This window comes from Pantoea sp. C8B4, from assembly GCF_051336905.1.
Lineage (GTDB): Bacteria > Pseudomonadota > Gammaproteobacteria > Enterobacterales > Enterobacteriaceae > Pantoea > Pantoea rwandensis_B.
Genome location: NZ_JBGMNK010000005.1, coordinates 76,162 through 90,559 on the forward strand (window position 1 = coordinate 76,162; position 14,398 = coordinate 90,559).

Annotated in this window: 19 protein-coding genes; 8 read left to right on the plus strand and 11 right to left on the minus strand. The window is 52.0% G+C overall.

Features of this window, described 5'->3' with window-relative positions:
• Positions 1 to 62: 62 nt before the first annotated feature.
• From ACCW76_RS08250 to dgcQ, 6 genes are all read left to right on the plus strand, one after another.
• On the plus strand, positions 63 to 539 hold the full coding sequence (locus ACCW76_RS08250; protein WP_436338281.1) for a very short patch repair endonuclease: 477 nt from the start codon (positions 63 to 65) through the stop codon (positions 537 to 539).
• A 70-nt stretch (positions 540 to 609) separates the two neighbouring features.
• Entirely contained in the window at positions 610 to 885 is a 276-nt protein-coding gene (locus ACCW76_RS08255; protein WP_034824504.1) for a hypothetical protein, read from the plus strand.
• Positions 886 to 896: 11 nt separating this feature from the next.
• Positions 897 to 1,808: a DUF808 domain-containing protein gene (locus tag ACCW76_RS08260; RefSeq protein ID WP_436338283.1), complete on the plus strand. Its 912-nt coding sequence runs from the start codon at positions 897 to 899 to the stop codon at positions 1,806 to 1,808.
• A gap of 36 nt (positions 1,809 to 1,844) precedes the next feature.
• Positions 1,845 to 1,979 carry a hypothetical protein gene (locus ACCW76_RS08265; protein ID WP_255253243.1) on the plus strand — a complete coding sequence of 45 codons (135 nt, stop codon included), beginning with the start codon at positions 1,845 to 1,847 and terminating at the stop codon, positions 1,977 to 1,979.
• 180 nt (positions 1,980 to 2,159) lie between these two features.
• Positions 2,160 to 2,339 (plus strand): YodC family protein, encoded by a 180-nt coding sequence (locus tag ACCW76_RS08270; protein WP_034824498.1) that lies wholly within the window; start codon positions 2,160 to 2,162, stop codon positions 2,337 to 2,339.
• 132 nt (positions 2,340 to 2,471) lie between these two features.
• Positions 2,472 to 4,124 (plus strand): cellulose biosynthesis regulator diguanylate cyclase DgcQ, encoded by a 1,653-nt coding sequence (dgcQ, locus tag ACCW76_RS08275; protein ID WP_436338285.1) that lies wholly within the window; start codon positions 2,472 to 2,474, stop codon positions 4,122 to 4,124.
• On the opposite strand, the gene ACCW76_RS08280 is transcribed toward dgcQ, so the two are convergent.
• The 3 genes from ACCW76_RS08280 to yodD form a co-directional block, all read right to left on the minus strand.
• On the minus strand, positions 4,121 to 5,341 hold the full coding sequence (locus tag ACCW76_RS08280; RefSeq protein ID WP_045815138.1) for a glycosyl transferase: 1,221 nt from the start codon (positions 5,339 to 5,341) through the stop codon (positions 4,121 to 4,123). The two genes, dgcQ and ACCW76_RS08280, sit on opposite strands and share 4 nt — an antisense overlap.
• A 23-nt stretch (positions 5,342 to 5,364) precedes the next feature.
• Positions 5,365 to 6,162, minus strand: a complete 798-nt coding sequence (locus ACCW76_RS08285) for a mannosyl-3-phosphoglycerate phosphatase-related protein (protein WP_045834035.1) — start codon at positions 6,160 to 6,162, stop codon at positions 5,365 to 5,367.
• Between the two features lie 363 nt (positions 6,163 to 6,525).
• The gene (gene yodD, locus ACCW76_RS08290) at positions 6,526 to 6,759 is read right to left on the minus strand and encodes a YodD family peroxide/acid resistance protein (protein ID WP_038646324.1); all 234 of its coding nucleotides are present in this window, start codon (positions 6,757 to 6,759) and stop codon (positions 6,526 to 6,528) included.
• 318 nt (positions 6,760 to 7,077) lie between these two features.
• Here yodD and ACCW76_RS08295 point away from each other — a divergent pair, with 318 nt between their 5' ends.
• On the plus strand, positions 7,078 to 7,236 hold the full coding sequence (locus ACCW76_RS08295; protein ID WP_034824466.1) for a YqaE/Pmp3 family membrane protein: 159 nt from the start codon (positions 7,078 to 7,080) through the stop codon (positions 7,234 to 7,236).
• Positions 7,237 to 7,303: 67 nt separating this feature from the next.
• Positions 7,304 to 7,498: a protein DsrB gene (dsrB, locus tag ACCW76_RS08300; protein WP_436338288.1), complete on the plus strand. Its 195-nt coding sequence runs from the start codon at positions 7,304 to 7,306 to the stop codon at positions 7,496 to 7,498.
• A gap of 79 nt (positions 7,499 to 7,577) precedes the next feature.
• Here the strand turns inward: dsrB and ACCW76_RS08305 are convergent, their stop codons facing one another.
• The 8 genes from ACCW76_RS08305 to fliM form a co-directional block, all read right to left on the minus strand.
• Complete coding sequence (locus ACCW76_RS08305; protein WP_038646329.1) at positions 7,578 to 9,284, minus strand: methyl-accepting chemotaxis protein; 1,707 nt, start codon at positions 9,282 to 9,284, stop codon at positions 7,578 to 7,580.
• Positions 9,285 to 9,460: 176 nt separating this feature from the next.
• Positions 9,461 to 10,096 carry a transcriptional regulator RcsA gene (rcsA, locus tag ACCW76_RS08310; RefSeq protein ID WP_058959884.1) on the minus strand — a complete coding sequence of 212 codons (636 nt, stop codon included), beginning with the start codon at positions 10,094 to 10,096 and terminating at the stop codon, positions 9,461 to 9,463.
• Positions 10,097 to 10,725: 629 nt separating this feature from the next.
• Positions 10,726 to 11,514 (minus strand): flagellar biosynthetic protein FliR, encoded by a 789-nt coding sequence (gene fliR, locus ACCW76_RS08315; RefSeq protein WP_160832785.1) that lies wholly within the window; start codon positions 11,512 to 11,514, stop codon positions 10,726 to 10,728.
• Positions 11,514 to 11,783, minus strand: coding sequence for a flagellar biosynthesis protein FliQ (fliQ, locus tag ACCW76_RS08320; RefSeq protein ID WP_034824451.1), 270 nt, complete (start codon positions 11,781 to 11,783; stop codon positions 11,514 to 11,516). The genes fliR and fliQ overlap by 1 nt, the downstream gene beginning before the upstream one ends.
• A 77-nt stretch (positions 11,784 to 11,860) precedes the next feature.
• Positions 11,861 to 12,592 (minus strand): flagellar type III secretion system pore protein FliP, encoded by a 732-nt coding sequence (gene fliP, locus ACCW76_RS08325; RefSeq protein WP_436338385.1) that lies wholly within the window; start codon positions 12,590 to 12,592, stop codon positions 11,861 to 11,863.
• Positions 12,592 to 12,987 (minus strand): flagellar biosynthetic protein FliO, encoded by a 396-nt coding sequence (gene fliO / locus ACCW76_RS08330; protein WP_436338291.1) that lies wholly within the window; start codon positions 12,985 to 12,987, stop codon positions 12,592 to 12,594. Before fliO ends, fliP begins: the two co-directional genes overlap by 1 nt.
• 2 nt (positions 12,988 to 12,989) lie before the next feature.
• Positions 12,990 to 13,397 carry a flagellar motor switch protein FliN gene (gene fliN, locus ACCW76_RS08335; RefSeq protein WP_034824445.1) on the minus strand — a complete coding sequence of 136 codons (408 nt, stop codon included), beginning with the start codon at positions 13,395 to 13,397 and terminating at the stop codon, positions 12,990 to 12,992.
• Positions 13,390 to 14,397 (minus strand): flagellar motor switch protein FliM, encoded by a 1,008-nt coding sequence (gene fliM / locus ACCW76_RS08340; RefSeq protein WP_034824442.1) that lies wholly within the window; start codon positions 14,395 to 14,397, stop codon positions 13,390 to 13,392. Before fliM ends, fliN begins: the two co-directional genes overlap by 8 nt.
• Position 14,398: the final 1 nt, after the last annotated feature.

The window sequence follows — 14,398 nt, forward strand, 5'->3', positions numbered from 1 at the left end:
GTGCCTTTCGCTTTTACGCCAAACCGCTAAAGTTGAAAGAGCCTCATTAAAAAGGAGACGCCATGGTCGACGTCCACTCGCAAGCCATTCGCAGCAAAAATATGCGTGCCATTCGCAATCAGGACACGGCGATAGAGCAGCGTATCGCGTTGATTTTAAAAGATCGTGGCTTTAGCTATCGTGTGCAGGATAAAGCGTTGCCGGGTCGGCCTGACTTTGTCCTGCCACAGGAACGAGCGATTATCTTTGTCCATGGCTGTTTCTGGCATCGGCATCACTGCTATTTATTCAAGATGCCTGCGACGCGCACCGAGTTCTGGAATGGCAAAATTAACAGCAATGTTGAACGTGACCGCCGTTATATCGGCCAATTACAACAAAGCGGCTGGAAAGTGCTGATTGTCTGGGAATGCGCGCTACGCGGTAAATTGCGCCTTGAAGACGAGGCGCTGATTGAACGACTGGAAGAGTGGCTGCTGACCGCTACGCACAGTGGCGAAATCGATCATCAAGGCTTGCATCACTATCGCGTTGAATAGCGTGTGATTGTTGCTTTTAGCCGCCATAACGGTTTAGATCTTCTCTTTCTCTGGGACGCGGAATCGAGCCATGAGCAGCATCAAACTGACCGTCAAACGCCTGTATCAACTCCGTGATGAGCGGATGGTGAACACCCACGCAACGGCACGCATTTATTTGGGCGAGCAACTGGTGGCCACCGAGGAGATCAGCGGAATGACGGAAAGTCCGGTGAGCAAATATGTGCACGCTGGCGATCTGGCCGGGCAAACACTTCGCGTCGAATGGGACTGTGCGGGCATCGCTGATATGTCAGTGACGGCGGTTGAGCGATGCCCCTGTTGTCAGGATCACGAACCGGAATAAGGATAACTATTTTGGCAGGAACCAGTTTACTCACGCTTCTGGACGACATTGCAACGCTGCTTGATGATATTTCAGTGATGGGTAAGGTCGCGGCAAAGAAGACCGCTGGCGTATTGGGGGATGATCTCTCACTCAATGCGCAGCAGGTTACCGGCGTAAAAGCCAACCGTGAATTACCCGTGGTCTGGAGTGTAGCGAAAGGCTCTTTTCTCAATAAATTAATCCTGGTACCGCTGGCGCTGATTATCTCGGCGTTTGCGTCCTGGCTAATCACACCGCTGTTGATGCTCGGCGGCGCTTACCTTTGCTATGAAGGCGTGGAAAAGGTGCTTCATAGCCTGAATCACGATAAAGCAGAAAGCAGCCCGGAGGCACGTCAACAGCGCCTGGACAAGCTGGCGCAGCAGGACCCGCGCCAGTTCGAAAAAGATAAAGTGAAAGGTGCTGTACGCACCGATTTTATCCTTTCAGCGGAAATTGTGGCGATTACCTTAGGGATTGTCTCTGAAGCACCGCTGCTGAATCAGGTACTGATTCTGGCGGGTATCGCGATTCTGGTCACGATTGGCGTTTACGGCATCGTGGCGATGATCGTGAAAATCGACGACCTCGGGTACTGGCTGCGGGAAAAATCCTCCACGCTGGCTCAGGCGATCGGCAGTGCGCTATTAGCCCTGGCGCCCTGGCTGATGAAGGTGTTATCAGTGGTGGGTACGGTAGCGATGTTTCTGGTCGGTGGCGGCATCATTGTGCACGGTATTGCCCCGTTACATCATGCCATCAGTGAGTACAGCAGCGGCTTCCATGGCGTTATCTCCGCCTTGCTGAGCAACGGTGCCAATCTGGTACTCGGCTTTATCATTGGGTCGATCGTGCTGTTGGCGGTAAATCTGGTTGCGAAAGTGCGCGGTAAATCGGTATAAAGCGCAGGAATTTATCAATCACGGGTCAGGAGAACGATGATGAACGACGATATGTTTGAATTTGATATCGATGCACAGCTGGAACAGGCTGAAGCGAAAGCAGCTGAAAAAGCCAATGAAGTCCCGGCTGATATCAGTGATGAAGCAGACTGTGAAGGTTGCAAAATCTGATTTTCCCACCCGGGAAAGCATTCAAAGCCGATAATAATTTTTATCGGCTTTTTTTATAAACAACATTTTACACTGCTTATTCCGATTTCGTCACAGTAATAACATTATCCTATAGGCACAAATGGGGTTCAGCTGCTATAACTTTATTCGTTCATTCAACGGAAAAAGGGAGGGCGCGGTATGACCTTTGCGATCAGTGACGAAGTTCAGCATAAAGAGGGCGGACCCACGATGGTGGTGACCGGCTATGCCAGCGGAATGGTAGAGTGTCGTTGGTATGATGGCTACAGCGTGCGCCGTGAGGCGTTCCGTAGTGACGAACTGAGTCACTTATCCGGAGCGCGCCAGCTGGCCAGCTAAGCGTGTGCGGGACGGTGATGCCGTCCCGTTGCGTTTTTTACCTATTTGATTTTCCTTTGATCCCTGCCTGTACGACTTTTCTCCTGCTGACTACACTTTTCGCATCCGCCCTTTGCCGAATAACTGTTGCCCATGCCCACTTCGCCTTTGACGCCCCGCACAGGTAATCCTTTTTTGCCGGTGCATCTCTGCTTTCTGGCGGTCTTTTTGTTCTCTGCTTTTCTCACCGTGCATGAAGCGATTGAACTGAAAAATAACTATGAAGTGCGACAGCGCGCACAGCTGGCTGAAATCCAGAAAAGCCTCGACAGTCAGTTTCAGGAAAGCATCGATGAGCTGATGTTTTACGAGAAAATGCTCAACTATGCGTTGATGCATCCGCTCGATTCGAGCCAAACGCGCGAAGCGATTACCCGCTTTGAGCAGTTGCGGCAGCAAACCACCTGGCAATTAAAATTAGCCAGCCTGCGCAGTATGCCGCTCAATGGGGTGAGTGACAGTTGGCTGGCGCGTGATCCCTTGCTGCTGCGAAAAAACGATAAATTGATTGCAGAACTGCGCGCTGCAATGGAATTCAGCTTTATCATGCAGTTCAGCGATCCCGCGCAGGACTTTCACTCACGCTTTTGGTATATCTCGCGCGCTGGTTTCTTTATCAGCTCACGTCCGCCGCAAAGCCCGCAAGAGCTGGAAGAGAGTTATAGCACCATGACGCAGCGTCCCTATTTTCGCGACCAGGCACCCAATAATCCATTACATGCCCGGTTGCGCTGGACGGAAGCCTATCAGGGCGAATTTAACGAAGGGCTGATGATGACGGTAAGCACGCCGATCGTCAGTAATGGTTATTGGTATGGTGTGCTGTCAATGGATTTCACCCAGTCACGCATCCATGCGTTGATGGCCGAAGCACGACACAGCTTGCTGCAAGGCAAGCTGCTGATAGTGGACCGCTCGCTGAAAGAAATCACCCGCTTGCATGCACCCAACGATGAGCCGTTGACGCCTGAACAGCAGGCGCGTCTGGAGAGCCGAATTCGGCAACTCCCCGGTGGTGTCATGCGCCTTGGCACTCAGTTTGCCAGTTGGAGCAAATTAAAGAATGTGGACGCGTATATCGTTAATATTCAGAGCCTGAGCCAGGGGATGTCACAGGAGCTGGGCCGCGTTTCACTCTTCTTACTCAGCATGTGGCTGCTGTTTGTTCTGCTGCTGCTGGTGGCGCATCAGGTGATTATTCGTCTGGTACGTCGTATGGACGATCTTTCCGCCAAACTCACCTGGCGCGCCAACTACGACGGTATGACGCGACTACTCAACCGTAATGCATTCTTTGAACAGTTTGTCGCGATCTCTGCCCACAGTCAGCAGCAGCAAACGCCGCTTGCGGTGATTCAGCTGGATGTCGATCACTTCAAGAAAGTGAACGATACCTGGGGCCATGCGGCGGGCGATCAGGCGCTGATCAGAGTGGCAGGTGTGATTAGCCATACGCTGCGCAAATATGATGTGGCGGGTCGTATTGGTGGGGAGGAGTTTTGCATCGTGTTGCCGGAAACCACGCTGGCGGATGCGATTGCCGTCGCTGAGCGCATCCGTACGCGTTTAGCGGCAAAAACCATTCTGGTCAATTGTAATTCGACTTTCAACATTACCCTGTCTGCCGGCGTGACCGGCAGCGAAGAGCAGGGCGATTATGATGCGGAGAGCCTGCAAGCCACCGCCGATCGCCGCCTGTATCTGGCGAAAACCGGCGGCCGCAACCGCGTGGTAGCAGAAGATTAAACGTTGCCTTCGTTATCCTCTTCCACTGCCTGATAAATGCGCTGCAGAATATCCGGGAAAGCCGATTGCACGCGGCTCCAGCTCGGAATGAAAGGTTTTTCATTAGGCCGCTCAATAAAGGATTGTCCGGCATCGAGTATCGCCTGGGTGAACATCTCGACCGCCGCTTCCTCAATATGCTGATCGAACTTCAGGCCATTCATTGTCGCTTCGTGGTTGTAAATCTCCATCATATCCAGCGCGTTGCGATAATAAGTGGCTTTGAGCACGCGGAATGAATCACTGGTGAGCGGCACGCCCATGGTCGCCAGCTTACGCAGCAACGATTGCACAATATCATTGCTCATACGTTTCAGGCCGCCGGTGCCATCTTCTTCTGCCAGCGGCTGATGCTTGTGATCGTAGTTATTGGCAATCTCCACCTGACAGGTTTGTCGCGTGGTGTAGTTGCGGTAAATCTCCGATAGCACGCCAATTTCCAGCCCCCAGTCGCCAGGAATTTTGATGCCGTTCAGCACATGGGTGCGCATGGCAAATTCGCCGGAAAGTGGGTAGCGGAAGCTGGTGAGGTAATCCAGATATTCAGAATGGCCATACACTTTTTGTAGCGAGCGCAGCAACGGGCCTACCAGCAAGCGACCCACGCGGCCATTCAGTTTGCCGTCCGCAACGCGCGCATAGAACCCCTTACAAAATTCGTATTGAAACGAGGGGTTGGCGAGCGGGTAGAGTAAGCGCGCCAGCATGCTGCGCTCATAGGTGACGATATCGCAGTCATGCAGCGCCACGCACTGGGTGCGATCCGAGGCGAGCGTATACCCGGTGCAGAACCACACGTTACGGCCTTTGCCCGGCTGGCTCGGCGACAACCCTTCTTTATCCAGTTCAGCATCCAGCGCTTTCAATCGCGGGCCATCATTCCACAGGATGCGATGGCGTTGTGGCAAACGAGAAAAGAACTCACGAGCAAAGAGAAACTGGTCGCGGTCAGCACGGTCGAGACCAATGACGATCTCATCCAGATAAGGCACTTTAGCCAGCTCATTGACGATGTTATCCAGCGCCGGACCCTCCAGTTCTGAGAACAGGGAGGGCAGAATCAGCCCCATTTTGCGTTTGCGCGCGAAACGTACCATCTCTTTTTCCAGCGATTCAACGCTGCGTTGGGTGAGATTATGAAAGTTAGTAATGACACCATTTTGGTAAAAATCACTCATTTTCTCATCCTTAGGTCAGAGGGTTATTCGGGTTGCGCGAGAAAATAGTCCAGCCCTTCACGCCAGCCCTGCGGGCCGACATGCGCGGTGTGATAGACATTCTGTTGATCGCGCCGTGAGAGGATCACCGGGGTTTTACTGAATCCTTTAATCACCACGGCATAATCCACCTGCTCCAGCATCGGCACATCATTGGGGCCATCGCCGAGGCCGATGGTGGTGCGCTTCTCCCCGGTGCGTTGTTCGAGATGCTGCTGGAGCTGATGCAGTGCAATGCCTTTACCGCAGCCCGCTGGCATCACATGCCAGAATCGTCCTCCCTGGGTGAGCGCCAGGTTGTGTTCCGCCAGCGCCGCGCGAAAATCATCCAGCTTTTCGCCATCATCGCGCCAAAGTATGACTTCTGAAGCATCGCGCAAGCGGCTCTGGCTGGCTTCGGCCAGGGTTAATCCAGTGAAGCGGGCCACGTCCGCATCACTGAAGTCGTGAAAACCGGTGAAACGGAAGGTGGGTTGCAGTGTTTTCAATGAGCGGCACAGCGCAAGATAGTTTTCGCCCGGTTCCTCCGCTGCAATCTGCTCGCCATTAAAAGCAATAAACGCCCCGTTTTCAGCGATGAAAGGGGTACCGGAAAGACCCAGGCGTTTCTGTAAGGGGATCATTTCAGCGGCCGTTTTACTGGAACAGAACACCACGGGAATCGCCTGCTGCTTGAGGCGCTGCAACCATTCACTGGCGGCATCCCAGTTGTAATCATGATGATCCAACAGCGAGCCATCGAGATCGGTCACAATCATCAGCGACGAATTAAGTCTGAGCATCAACACACTCCTTACGCCAGGCGCGTCCGTAAAGCAGAGAGTAATCAGTATAATAGCGTTATGACGATCACACTTTTTATGCGAGTGGTTCACGTCAACTTCCAGGATAAATCCTAAATCAACAGGGTGAAGATTAGGGACGTGCACACATTGCGCATAAAAGAAACACAGTAGGCACACGGTGTTTTCGGTAACAAATGGGGAAGGTCATGCTTTTTAGTTCGTTTTACACGCAAGATTGGGACTTGTCTTGTGTTGACTAAAGCGTAGTCTGACTCAGGTGTTAAGAATTTCCTGGTGTAACGAATTTACTGAATTATTTTACCCGGCCATCCCGCCGGGTATTTTTTTATGAAATCGATTTCAACGGTTAACTTCAGTGATCGAGAAGTCACGGATATCGAGTTCAAATGCCTCAGCCAGTTCGATGTAAGAGTCATAGGCTTCACCATTCACTTTCACCCGGTGAGCGTGTTCCGCTTCCATGAACTCTTTAACCTCGCCTGAGGTTTTCTTCTGAATCGCTTCCAGCAATGCTTCAACGTCGATGTTCACTTCGCGCTGCACGTTGTCACTGTACTCTTTTGCGGTTGTCATAGTCGGCCTCCCAGAGGCGATGAGATTCTTTATCAGTATAGACAACGGGGAGAATGGGCAGGAAAGGGCGGATTTCAGGCAAAAAAAAGCCCGCGCTGCGCGGGCAAAAATCCTTGTTACTTTTAGGTTGACTGCGCCTTTGGGGTTGGTGCAGTACGAAGAAGTGTACGGGCTGCCCGCGTCAGAAGTCTCTCTGCGTACTGTTAAGAAAGTGAAAAGCCGCGTTCTGACAGAACTTTACCCGCCTGTCATCTCAATAATCGAATCAGCGGCTATGCTTAGAGCTTGACGATAAATAAGTGATATCAGGGAGTTAGTATGGATTTTATTCGAATTGTGATTGCGATTTTACTGCCACCACTGGGTGTATTTCTGCAGGTGGGCTTTGGCGGCGCCTTCTGGCTGAATATCCTGCTCACGCTGTGCGGTTATATCCCAGGCATTGTGCATGCCGTGTGGGTAATCGCCCGACGCTGATCCGGATCAGGCAGCCGCCATTTTCTTCCGTTACACTGTATTCAGGACAATATCTGGAGAGTAATCAATGCAGGTGAATGACCGCGTAACGGTAAAAACCGATGGCGGCCCACGTCGCGTGGGTACGGTACTGGCAGTCGAAGGTTTTAATGAAGGGACCATGTATCTGGTGGCGCTGGAGGATTATCCGCTGGGGATTTGGTTCTTTAATGAAAGCGACCATGCGGAAGGGGTGTTTGTTGAGCCCTACGAGGGTGCTTAAGACTGCTTAAAAAAAATCAGGTGCACATAAGGTGCACCTGTTGCGTATCAACCCCTGCCATTAATCACGGTGAGAGGGTTTAGAATGTTTCCCAGTTGTCATTACTGTTCGCCGCTGCCAATGCTGGACGCGGTGTCAGCGTAGGGGACTTCAGGGTGGCTGATGAAGGTGCCATCACACGCGATGCGGGCGAATCGTTAAGTTTAAATGCTGCAACGGCCTGCGTCAGACGGCCCGCCTGATCTTCCAGCGAGGCTGCCGCTGAAGAGGCTTCTTCCACCAGCGAGGCGTTCTGCTGGGTCACGTTGTCCATCTCGGTAACCGCCAGGCTCACCTGCTGAATGCCACGGCTCTGCTCATCGGAGGCGGCGGCAATTTCCGACATAATATCGGTGACGCGACGCACCGCCTCGACGATCTCACCCATGGTCGAGCCGGCTTCACCCACCTGATGTGAACCGTTATTAATCAGGTCAACCGACTCGGCAATCAGCGATTCAATCTCTTTCGCGGCCTGGGCACTGCGCTGGGCCAGATTGCGCACTTCGCTCGCCACGACAGCGAAACCACGTCCTTGCTCACCAGCACGCGCTGCTTCTACCGCCGCGTTCAGCGCCAGGATATTGGTCTGGAAGGCGATACTGTTAATGACGTTGGTGATCTCAGCAATTTTCTTCGAGCTGCCAGAGATATTGTTCATGGTTTTCACTACGCCATGCACCAACTCGCCACCGCTACGGGCTTTGCCGGAAGCATCCGCAGCCAGTTGACTGGCATGGTGGGCGTTCTCCGCATTTTGCTTCACGGTCGCGGTGAGCTGTTCCATGCTGGCAGCGGTTTGCTCCAGCGCAGAAGCCTGCTCTTCAGTGCGTGAGGACAAATCGGTGTTACCGGCGGAAATCTCGCTTGATCCTTGATAGATCGCAACGGCGCCTTCGCGGACGGTGCCGACGGTACGCACCAGTGCGGCCTGCATCAGTTGCAGATTATGCAACAGGCTGCCGATCTCGCTACGGCCGTACGCTTGTTCCGGTGCGGTCAGATCGCCCTGAGCAATGCGCCCGATGCGCTCAACCGACTGACGCAGTGGGCTGATCACCACACGGCGCAGGAAGACGAAGGTGAGGAGCACCAATACCAGTGCAGCAGCAAAGGCCACAGCCATGGCAATAAAGCCGACGCGGGACTGGTGCGCTGCTTCCGCGTTGATCGCTTCGGCACGATCAGTACGAATTTTTATCGCTTTTAGTAATACCGCGTTATACGCATCATCCAACTTGCGTGTCACGTCGGTTTCCTGTGCAACGATCCCTTCGAAGCTGCCTTGCTTAGCCGACTCAATCATCGGCTTCAATCCCTTATCGATATAGTCATTGAATGCCGCGGTGAGTGGCGCATCCAGCGCGATATCTTCTGGCGTTTTCGCCTTGCGGTCCATATAAGTTTTAAAACCGTCACGCGCTTGCTTGATGCGGGTCTCGGTTCGCGCCAGATCGGCACGATAGCCGTCCATTTCCCCAATACGGGCAGCGGCGCCGGATTGCAGCACGTTCAGGCGAGCGGTACGCAGATGATTCGAGCTATTAGAGATGCCCATTCGGATTTGAATTTCATCCGTCGCATCGTTGAGGGAATTATTACTCTGGATTAAAAAATAGCTGGCGAGGCCGATACACAGGGCAAAAAGCAGCAGAATGCCACCAAAGATCATGCTGAAAAGAGGCATCAGGCGCAGGTTCTGCCAGATGCTGAGCTTATATTGCTCATCAATCGATGCTGTTTTCATATCCTTGCTCTCATTTTGGGTAGGTGTTCTGAGAACAAGCATCGGCAGTTCAGGCCAAAGGATTAGGGGGCGAAATGAGACCTGGCTCGCAGATCCAGGCAAAACGACAAAGGGCCAATCTGCGGATTGGCCCTTTGTCGGCTACGGCTATTTACTCAAACTGTTCACATGCAGGACTATCGCACGTTGACATAAATACCGGAGGTCACGTTATCGGTAAGTCGCACCACATGATAAATAACCTGTTTATTATGTGTCTTAATTTTGCGTTTTATATTACCTTTGTGTGACGATACCGTTTTGGCTTTAATTTGCATCTTGTCTGAAATCTGAATGGTGTCATGTCCTGACATCCACATTTTCAGCATATTTGATTCAGTCTGACTTAATGTCAGCGGGTGAATATCCAGGCCTGCTGAAATACGCGGGGTAGCGCTGAGTTTCTTTTGCAGGTAAGTGCCGAGCAGTGAGTCCAGAGTCGAGGTTTTCACCGATTTTGATGTAATAATCAGGTTCTTACGAACGTAGAGGTATTCCTCAAAATGGATGTTCGAGATCGCCATAAAGATAAAAAATAGCGTGTCTGGATGCTGCATAATAATGGCACGAATACGATCGCTAGAATCGGATTCATGAATGAAGCATTCTTCGTTAATAAATACGACACCAGGCTTTAACTGTTCACATCTTTGTTGCAGTTGTTCAATATCAGAGACCGGAGTAATATTTTTCTTTTTAACTCCTTTGGCCGACATATAGTCTGATAATCCCAGGCGTGTGTAGTTACATGAATCCATAATAATCGTTGGCATTATAGCGACCCTCACCAATTTGTTATCCGTTTAAATCAACGATGAATACGCGTTTGCGGTACGAGAGAGATTTCCAAAGACACTTTTTTATTCTGCTCGGCAGATTGGCGAATGATATCCGTGCGCCATCATGACTCTATCCCTGAACCCTTCTGCGAAGTTTGTTGTGTTACTTCCACGTCACTCTTGTCCCCGCGATAGTGGGAATCGCCGGGAGTTTGCATTAAGTGTGTAATTCGCTCTGTTTTTGAGAGCCCTGTCACTATCGCGCAAGTCACAGACAAATCTGATAGGACAATTCTTAAAAACATTTGAATCGCGAAAGTGTGACGTTTCAGCGAGTGTTGACAATGCCGGAAAAAAGGGATTTAGACAAGAAAAATCGCTGTAAAATTTTTTTTGTTTAAAAACAGCCCTTTGAGCATTTATTCAACCAATTCACAAGGTTTACCACCTTAGGAATCGTCTGACTAAAATACGCGAAGCGCCGTTTAATAAGAATAATTTTCACCTGAAATGCGCATTTATCAGAATAACCTCAGTTGATTTCTGAGAAATATGGTTCGAAAAATGCACAGATTGATTTTGAATACTTAACTATCGCATAAGAACTTCTACAGAATCGTTAATTAGCGTGCGCGGGAGAGTTCTGAGACAAACTGCGCGAGTAAATCAAAGACTTCGCCGAAGAGATGTTCGCAGAAGGGGGCGAGCAGCGGCATCATCATACCCAGGCTGAGGATCCCCACCGTTAAGGTAATCGGGAAGCCAATCGCGAAAACCGACAGTTGTGGTGAAACACGGTTTAACAAACCTAGTGCCATGTTTAGCGTGAGCAATAAAACAATTAAGGGCAGCGCTAACATCATCCCATTAAGGAAAATTAACCCGGCGGACTTCACCAGCGCCATAAAAGCATTGGCGTTGAGGGGTTGATCGTTAATCGGCAGGGTATGAAAACTGTCCACCAGCAGCGAAATCAGCCACAGGTGTCCGTTGAAGGTCAGAAACAGCAGCATCGCCAGCATATCGAGAAAACGCGCCAGCACCGGCATGTTAAGGCGGCTGCCAGGATCAAAGAAGGTGGCAAAGGATAAGCCCATCTGTAAACCCACGACTTCACCGGCCATACGCACCGCGGCAAACGCCAGCTGCATCGTCAGGCCAATCCCCACACCAATCAGTAATTGCTGTAACAGGATCCAAAAACCGGCGGGGGTAAATAACGTGACTTCTACCGGGGGCAACACGGGAATGACGATCCAGGTCGTCAAAACCGCGAGGCCCACTTTCACGCGCTTGGGAATGGATTTCTCACTCAGCACTGGCGCACTGGCGAAGAGTGCCAGCAAACGTACCATCGGCCAGAAAAATTGCGCGACCCAATGGACCAGCTGGCTGCTATCGAGATTAATCATCAGCCGATGATATAAGGCAAGTTGGTCAACAGATTACGCATGTAATCCAGTATCAGGTTCAGCATCCACGGGCCGGCAATCACCGCGGTGGCGGCAACGGCAAGGATCTTAGGAATAAAGGAGAGTGTCTGTTCGTTGACCTGCGTGGCCGCCTGTAACAGGCTGATGATCAGACCGCTGACCAGTGCCGCCAGCAACAGCGGGGCGGCGAGCATCAGGGCAATTCGCATTGCTTCCTGACCGATGACCATAACCGATTCGGGTGTCATGCTGCGCTCCTGGCGTTATATGCTGCGGCTTTCAGGCCGACCGGATTGAGAGTTGCCATCGAGTTTTCTCTGCGCCGCTAGGAGTAGAAACTTTGTGCCAGTGAACCCACCAGCAGCTGCCAGCCATCCACCAACACAAATAACATCAGCTTGAATGGCAGAGAAATGGTCGCCGGCGGCACCATCATCATCCCCAACGCCATCAACACGCTGGCAACCACCAGGTCGATGATCAGGAACGGGATGAATACAGTAAAACCAATCTGGAAAGCGGTTTTCAGTTCACTGGTGACGTAAGCCGGCAGCAAAATGCGCATCGGCACGGCTTCCGGGCCTTGAATCGGCGCGGTGTTGGCAAGACGAGCAAACAGCGCTAAATCGGCTTCACGTGTCTGACGCAGCATAAACTCACGCAGTGGCTGAGCGCCTTTGTCGATCGCTACGTCCATGCTGATTTTGTCCTGGCTGAACGGCAAATAGGCATCGCTGTAAATCTTGTCGAAGGTCGGCGCCATAATAAAGAAGGTTAAAAACAGCGCAAGGCCAAGCAAAACCTGATTGGGTGGCGCAGAAGGCGTGCCTAAGGCGTTACGCAGCAAGCCAAAAACAATGATGATGCGCGTAAAGCTGGTCATCATCAGCAAAATGGCCGGAATAAAGGTCAGCGAGGTGATAAACACCAGCGTCTGCACCGGCAGTGACCAGCTCTGGCCGCCATTCGCCAGAGGCTGGCTGACCAGTCCTGGCAATTGCGCATGGGCAACCGGTGCCAGCAACAGCAGTGGCAAGAGGGGAAACAATCGACGCATCATTGGGGTTTTCCGGGACGTTTAACCAGGTTCTGCAACAGCTGACGAAAATCCTGCGGCGCCACGGTTTTGTTCACCAGATCTTCAGGTGGCAGCGGCGGCAGTGAATGCAGATGGGTAATTTGCTGGGCGGTGACGCCCAGCACTAAACGCGCATCGGCGGTATCAACAATCACCACCCGCTCCTGACGACCCACCTGCACGCTGGCGCTGATTTTTAGCGCCTGGGTGTTGACGGTTTTGGGCGCAAAGCCAAGGCGTTTTGCCAGCCAGCCACAGGCCAGAATCAGCAGAACAATCACAGCCAGCACGCTGCTGACTTGTCCAATCACCGAACCGGTAGAGACCACCGGCTGGCTATGAACAGGCTGGCCGATTTGCGCGTTCTTTAACATGCTTAACGGCTCAGACGACGCATACGTTCAGATGGCGTAATAATGTCGGTGATACGCACGCCATATTTGTCGTTCACGACCACGACTTCGCCCTGCGCAATCAGGTAGCCGTTGATCAGAATATCCAGGGGTTCACCCGCCAGGCCATCCAATGCCACCACGGAACCCTGCGTCAGGCGCAACAGTTCTTTGATGGTCATCTTGGTGCGACCCAGTTCCACGGTGAGTTTGACCGGAATATCCATAATCAGATCGATGTCTTGCAGCGAGCCACTGGCGCCGTTGCTTTCAAACGATTTGAAAACGTTCTCTGTTGGATCAGGCGTGCTGGTGGTTGCCTGCTCGTTCATTGCCTCAGCCCACAGGTCGTCCGCAGAAATATCATCGGACGGTTTTTTGCTGTCACTCATCGGGCTGTTCCTCGTTCAGCGAATTCAAAATCGGGTTAATCAGGTGTTCAACACGCAGCGCGTACTGGCCATTCATGGTGCCATATTGGCTGGTCAGCACGGGTACGCCATCGACGTGAGCAATGATGCGGTCCGGCTTCTCAATGGGCAGGACGTCACCAGGTTTCAATTGCAAAATACGTGACAGGCGCATGGATGTTTCCGCGAAGTGGGCAATCAGCTCCAGCTCCGAGTGCTGCACCTGTTTCACCAGATTGTCGCGCCAGTGCGTATCTTCCTGACGGGAGTTTTCCAGTGGTGGATTGACCAGCAGCTCGCGCAGCGGCTCAATCATTGAAAACGGAATACAGATATTAAATTCACCCACCAGGTTACCAATCTCTACCTGGAACGGGGTGTTGACGACGATATCGTTCGGCGAAGTGGTGATGTTGGTAAATTTCACCTGCATTTCCGAACGGACGTACTCAACATCCAGCGGGTAAATCGCTTTCCAGGCATCGCTGTAACCATCCAGCGCCAGCTTCAGCATGCGGCGGATGACGCGTTGCTCGGTATGGGTAAACTCACGGCCTTCCACTTTGGTCGGGAAACGGCCATCACCACCAAACAGGTTATCTACGGCGATAAACACCAGACTCGGTGAAAATACCACCAGCGCAGTACCGCGCAGCGGTTTCAGGTGGATCAGGTTCAGGTTAGTTGGCACCGGTAAATTGCGGGCAAACTCATGGTAAGGCTGAATCTTGATCGCACCGACACTGATATCCGGGCTACGGCGCAGCAGGTTAAACAGCGCCATACGAAAATGACGGGCAAAACGCTCGTTAATGATCTCCAGCGCCTGCAGACGCTCGCGCACCACGCGACGCTGGGTATTGGGATCATAGGGACGGATATCGCCATCGGTCCCTTTGGAACTGTTCTCTACTTCCGCGCTGTCACTGTCGCCATTAAGCAGCGCGTCAATCTCAGCCTGGGAGAGAATGCTATCGCCCATT

Bases quoted from the DNA above. Each gene is read 5' to 3' on its own strand.
- ACCW76_RS08250 (WP_436338281.1), top strand. From the start codon at position 63: ATGGTCGACGTCCACTCGCAAGCCATTCGCAGCAAAAATATGCGTGCC.
- ACCW76_RS08255 (WP_034824504.1), top strand. From the start codon at position 610: ATGAGCAGCATCAAACTGACCGTCAAACGCCTGTATCAACTCCGTGAT.
- ACCW76_RS08265 (WP_255253243.1), top strand. From the start codon at position 1,845: ATGATGAACGACGATATGTTTGAATTTGATATCGATGCACAGCTGGAA.
- ACCW76_RS08270 (WP_034824498.1), top strand. From the start codon at position 2,160: ATGACCTTTGCGATCAGTGACGAAGTTCAGCATAAAGAGGGCGGACCC.
- dgcQ (WP_436338285.1), top strand. From the start codon at position 2,472: ATGCCCACTTCGCCTTTGACGCCCCGCACAGGTAATCCTTTTTTGCCG.
- ACCW76_RS08280 (WP_045815138.1), bottom strand. From the start codon at position 5,341: ATGAGTGATTTTTACCAAAATGGTGTCATTACTAACTTTCATAATCTC.
- ACCW76_RS08285 (WP_045834035.1), bottom strand. From the start codon at position 6,162: ATGCTCAGACTTAATTCGTCGCTGATGATTGTGACCGATCTCGATGGC.
- yodD (WP_038646324.1), bottom strand. From the start codon at position 6,759: ATGACAACCGCAAAAGAGTACAGTGACAACGTGCAGCGCGAAGTGAAC.
- ACCW76_RS08295 (WP_034824466.1), top strand. From the start codon at position 7,078: ATGGATTTTATTCGAATTGTGATTGCGATTTTACTGCCACCACTGGGT.
- dsrB (WP_436338288.1), top strand. From the start codon at position 7,304: ATGCAGGTGAATGACCGCGTAACGGTAAAAACCGATGGCGGCCCACGT.
- ACCW76_RS08305 (WP_038646329.1), bottom strand. From the start codon at position 9,284: ATGAAAACAGCATCGATTGATGAGCAATATAAGCTCAGCATCTGGCAG.
- rcsA (WP_058959884.1), bottom strand. From the start codon at position 10,096: ATGCCAACGATTATTATGGATTCATGTAACTACACACGCCTGGGATTA.
- fliR (WP_160832785.1), bottom strand. From the start codon at position 11,514: ATGATTAATCTCGATAGCAGCCAGCTGGTCCATTGGGTCGCGCAATTT.
- fliQ (WP_034824451.1), bottom strand. From the start codon at position 11,783: ATGACACCCGAATCGGTTATGGTCATCGGTCAGGAAGCAATGCGAATT.
- fliP (WP_436338385.1), bottom strand. From the start codon at position 12,592: ATGCGTCGATTGTTTCCCCTCTTGCCACTGCTGTTGCTGGCACCGGTT.
- fliO (WP_436338291.1), bottom strand. From the start codon at position 12,987: ATGTTAAAGAACGCGCAAATCGGCCAGCCTGTTCATAGCCAGCCGGTG.
- fliN (WP_034824445.1), bottom strand. From the start codon at position 13,397: ATGAGTGACAGCAAAAAACCGTCCGATGATATTTCTGCGGACGACCTG.
- fliM (WP_034824442.1), bottom strand. From the start codon at position 14,397: ATGGGCGATAGCATTCTCTCCCAGGCTGAGATTGACGCGCTGCTTAAT.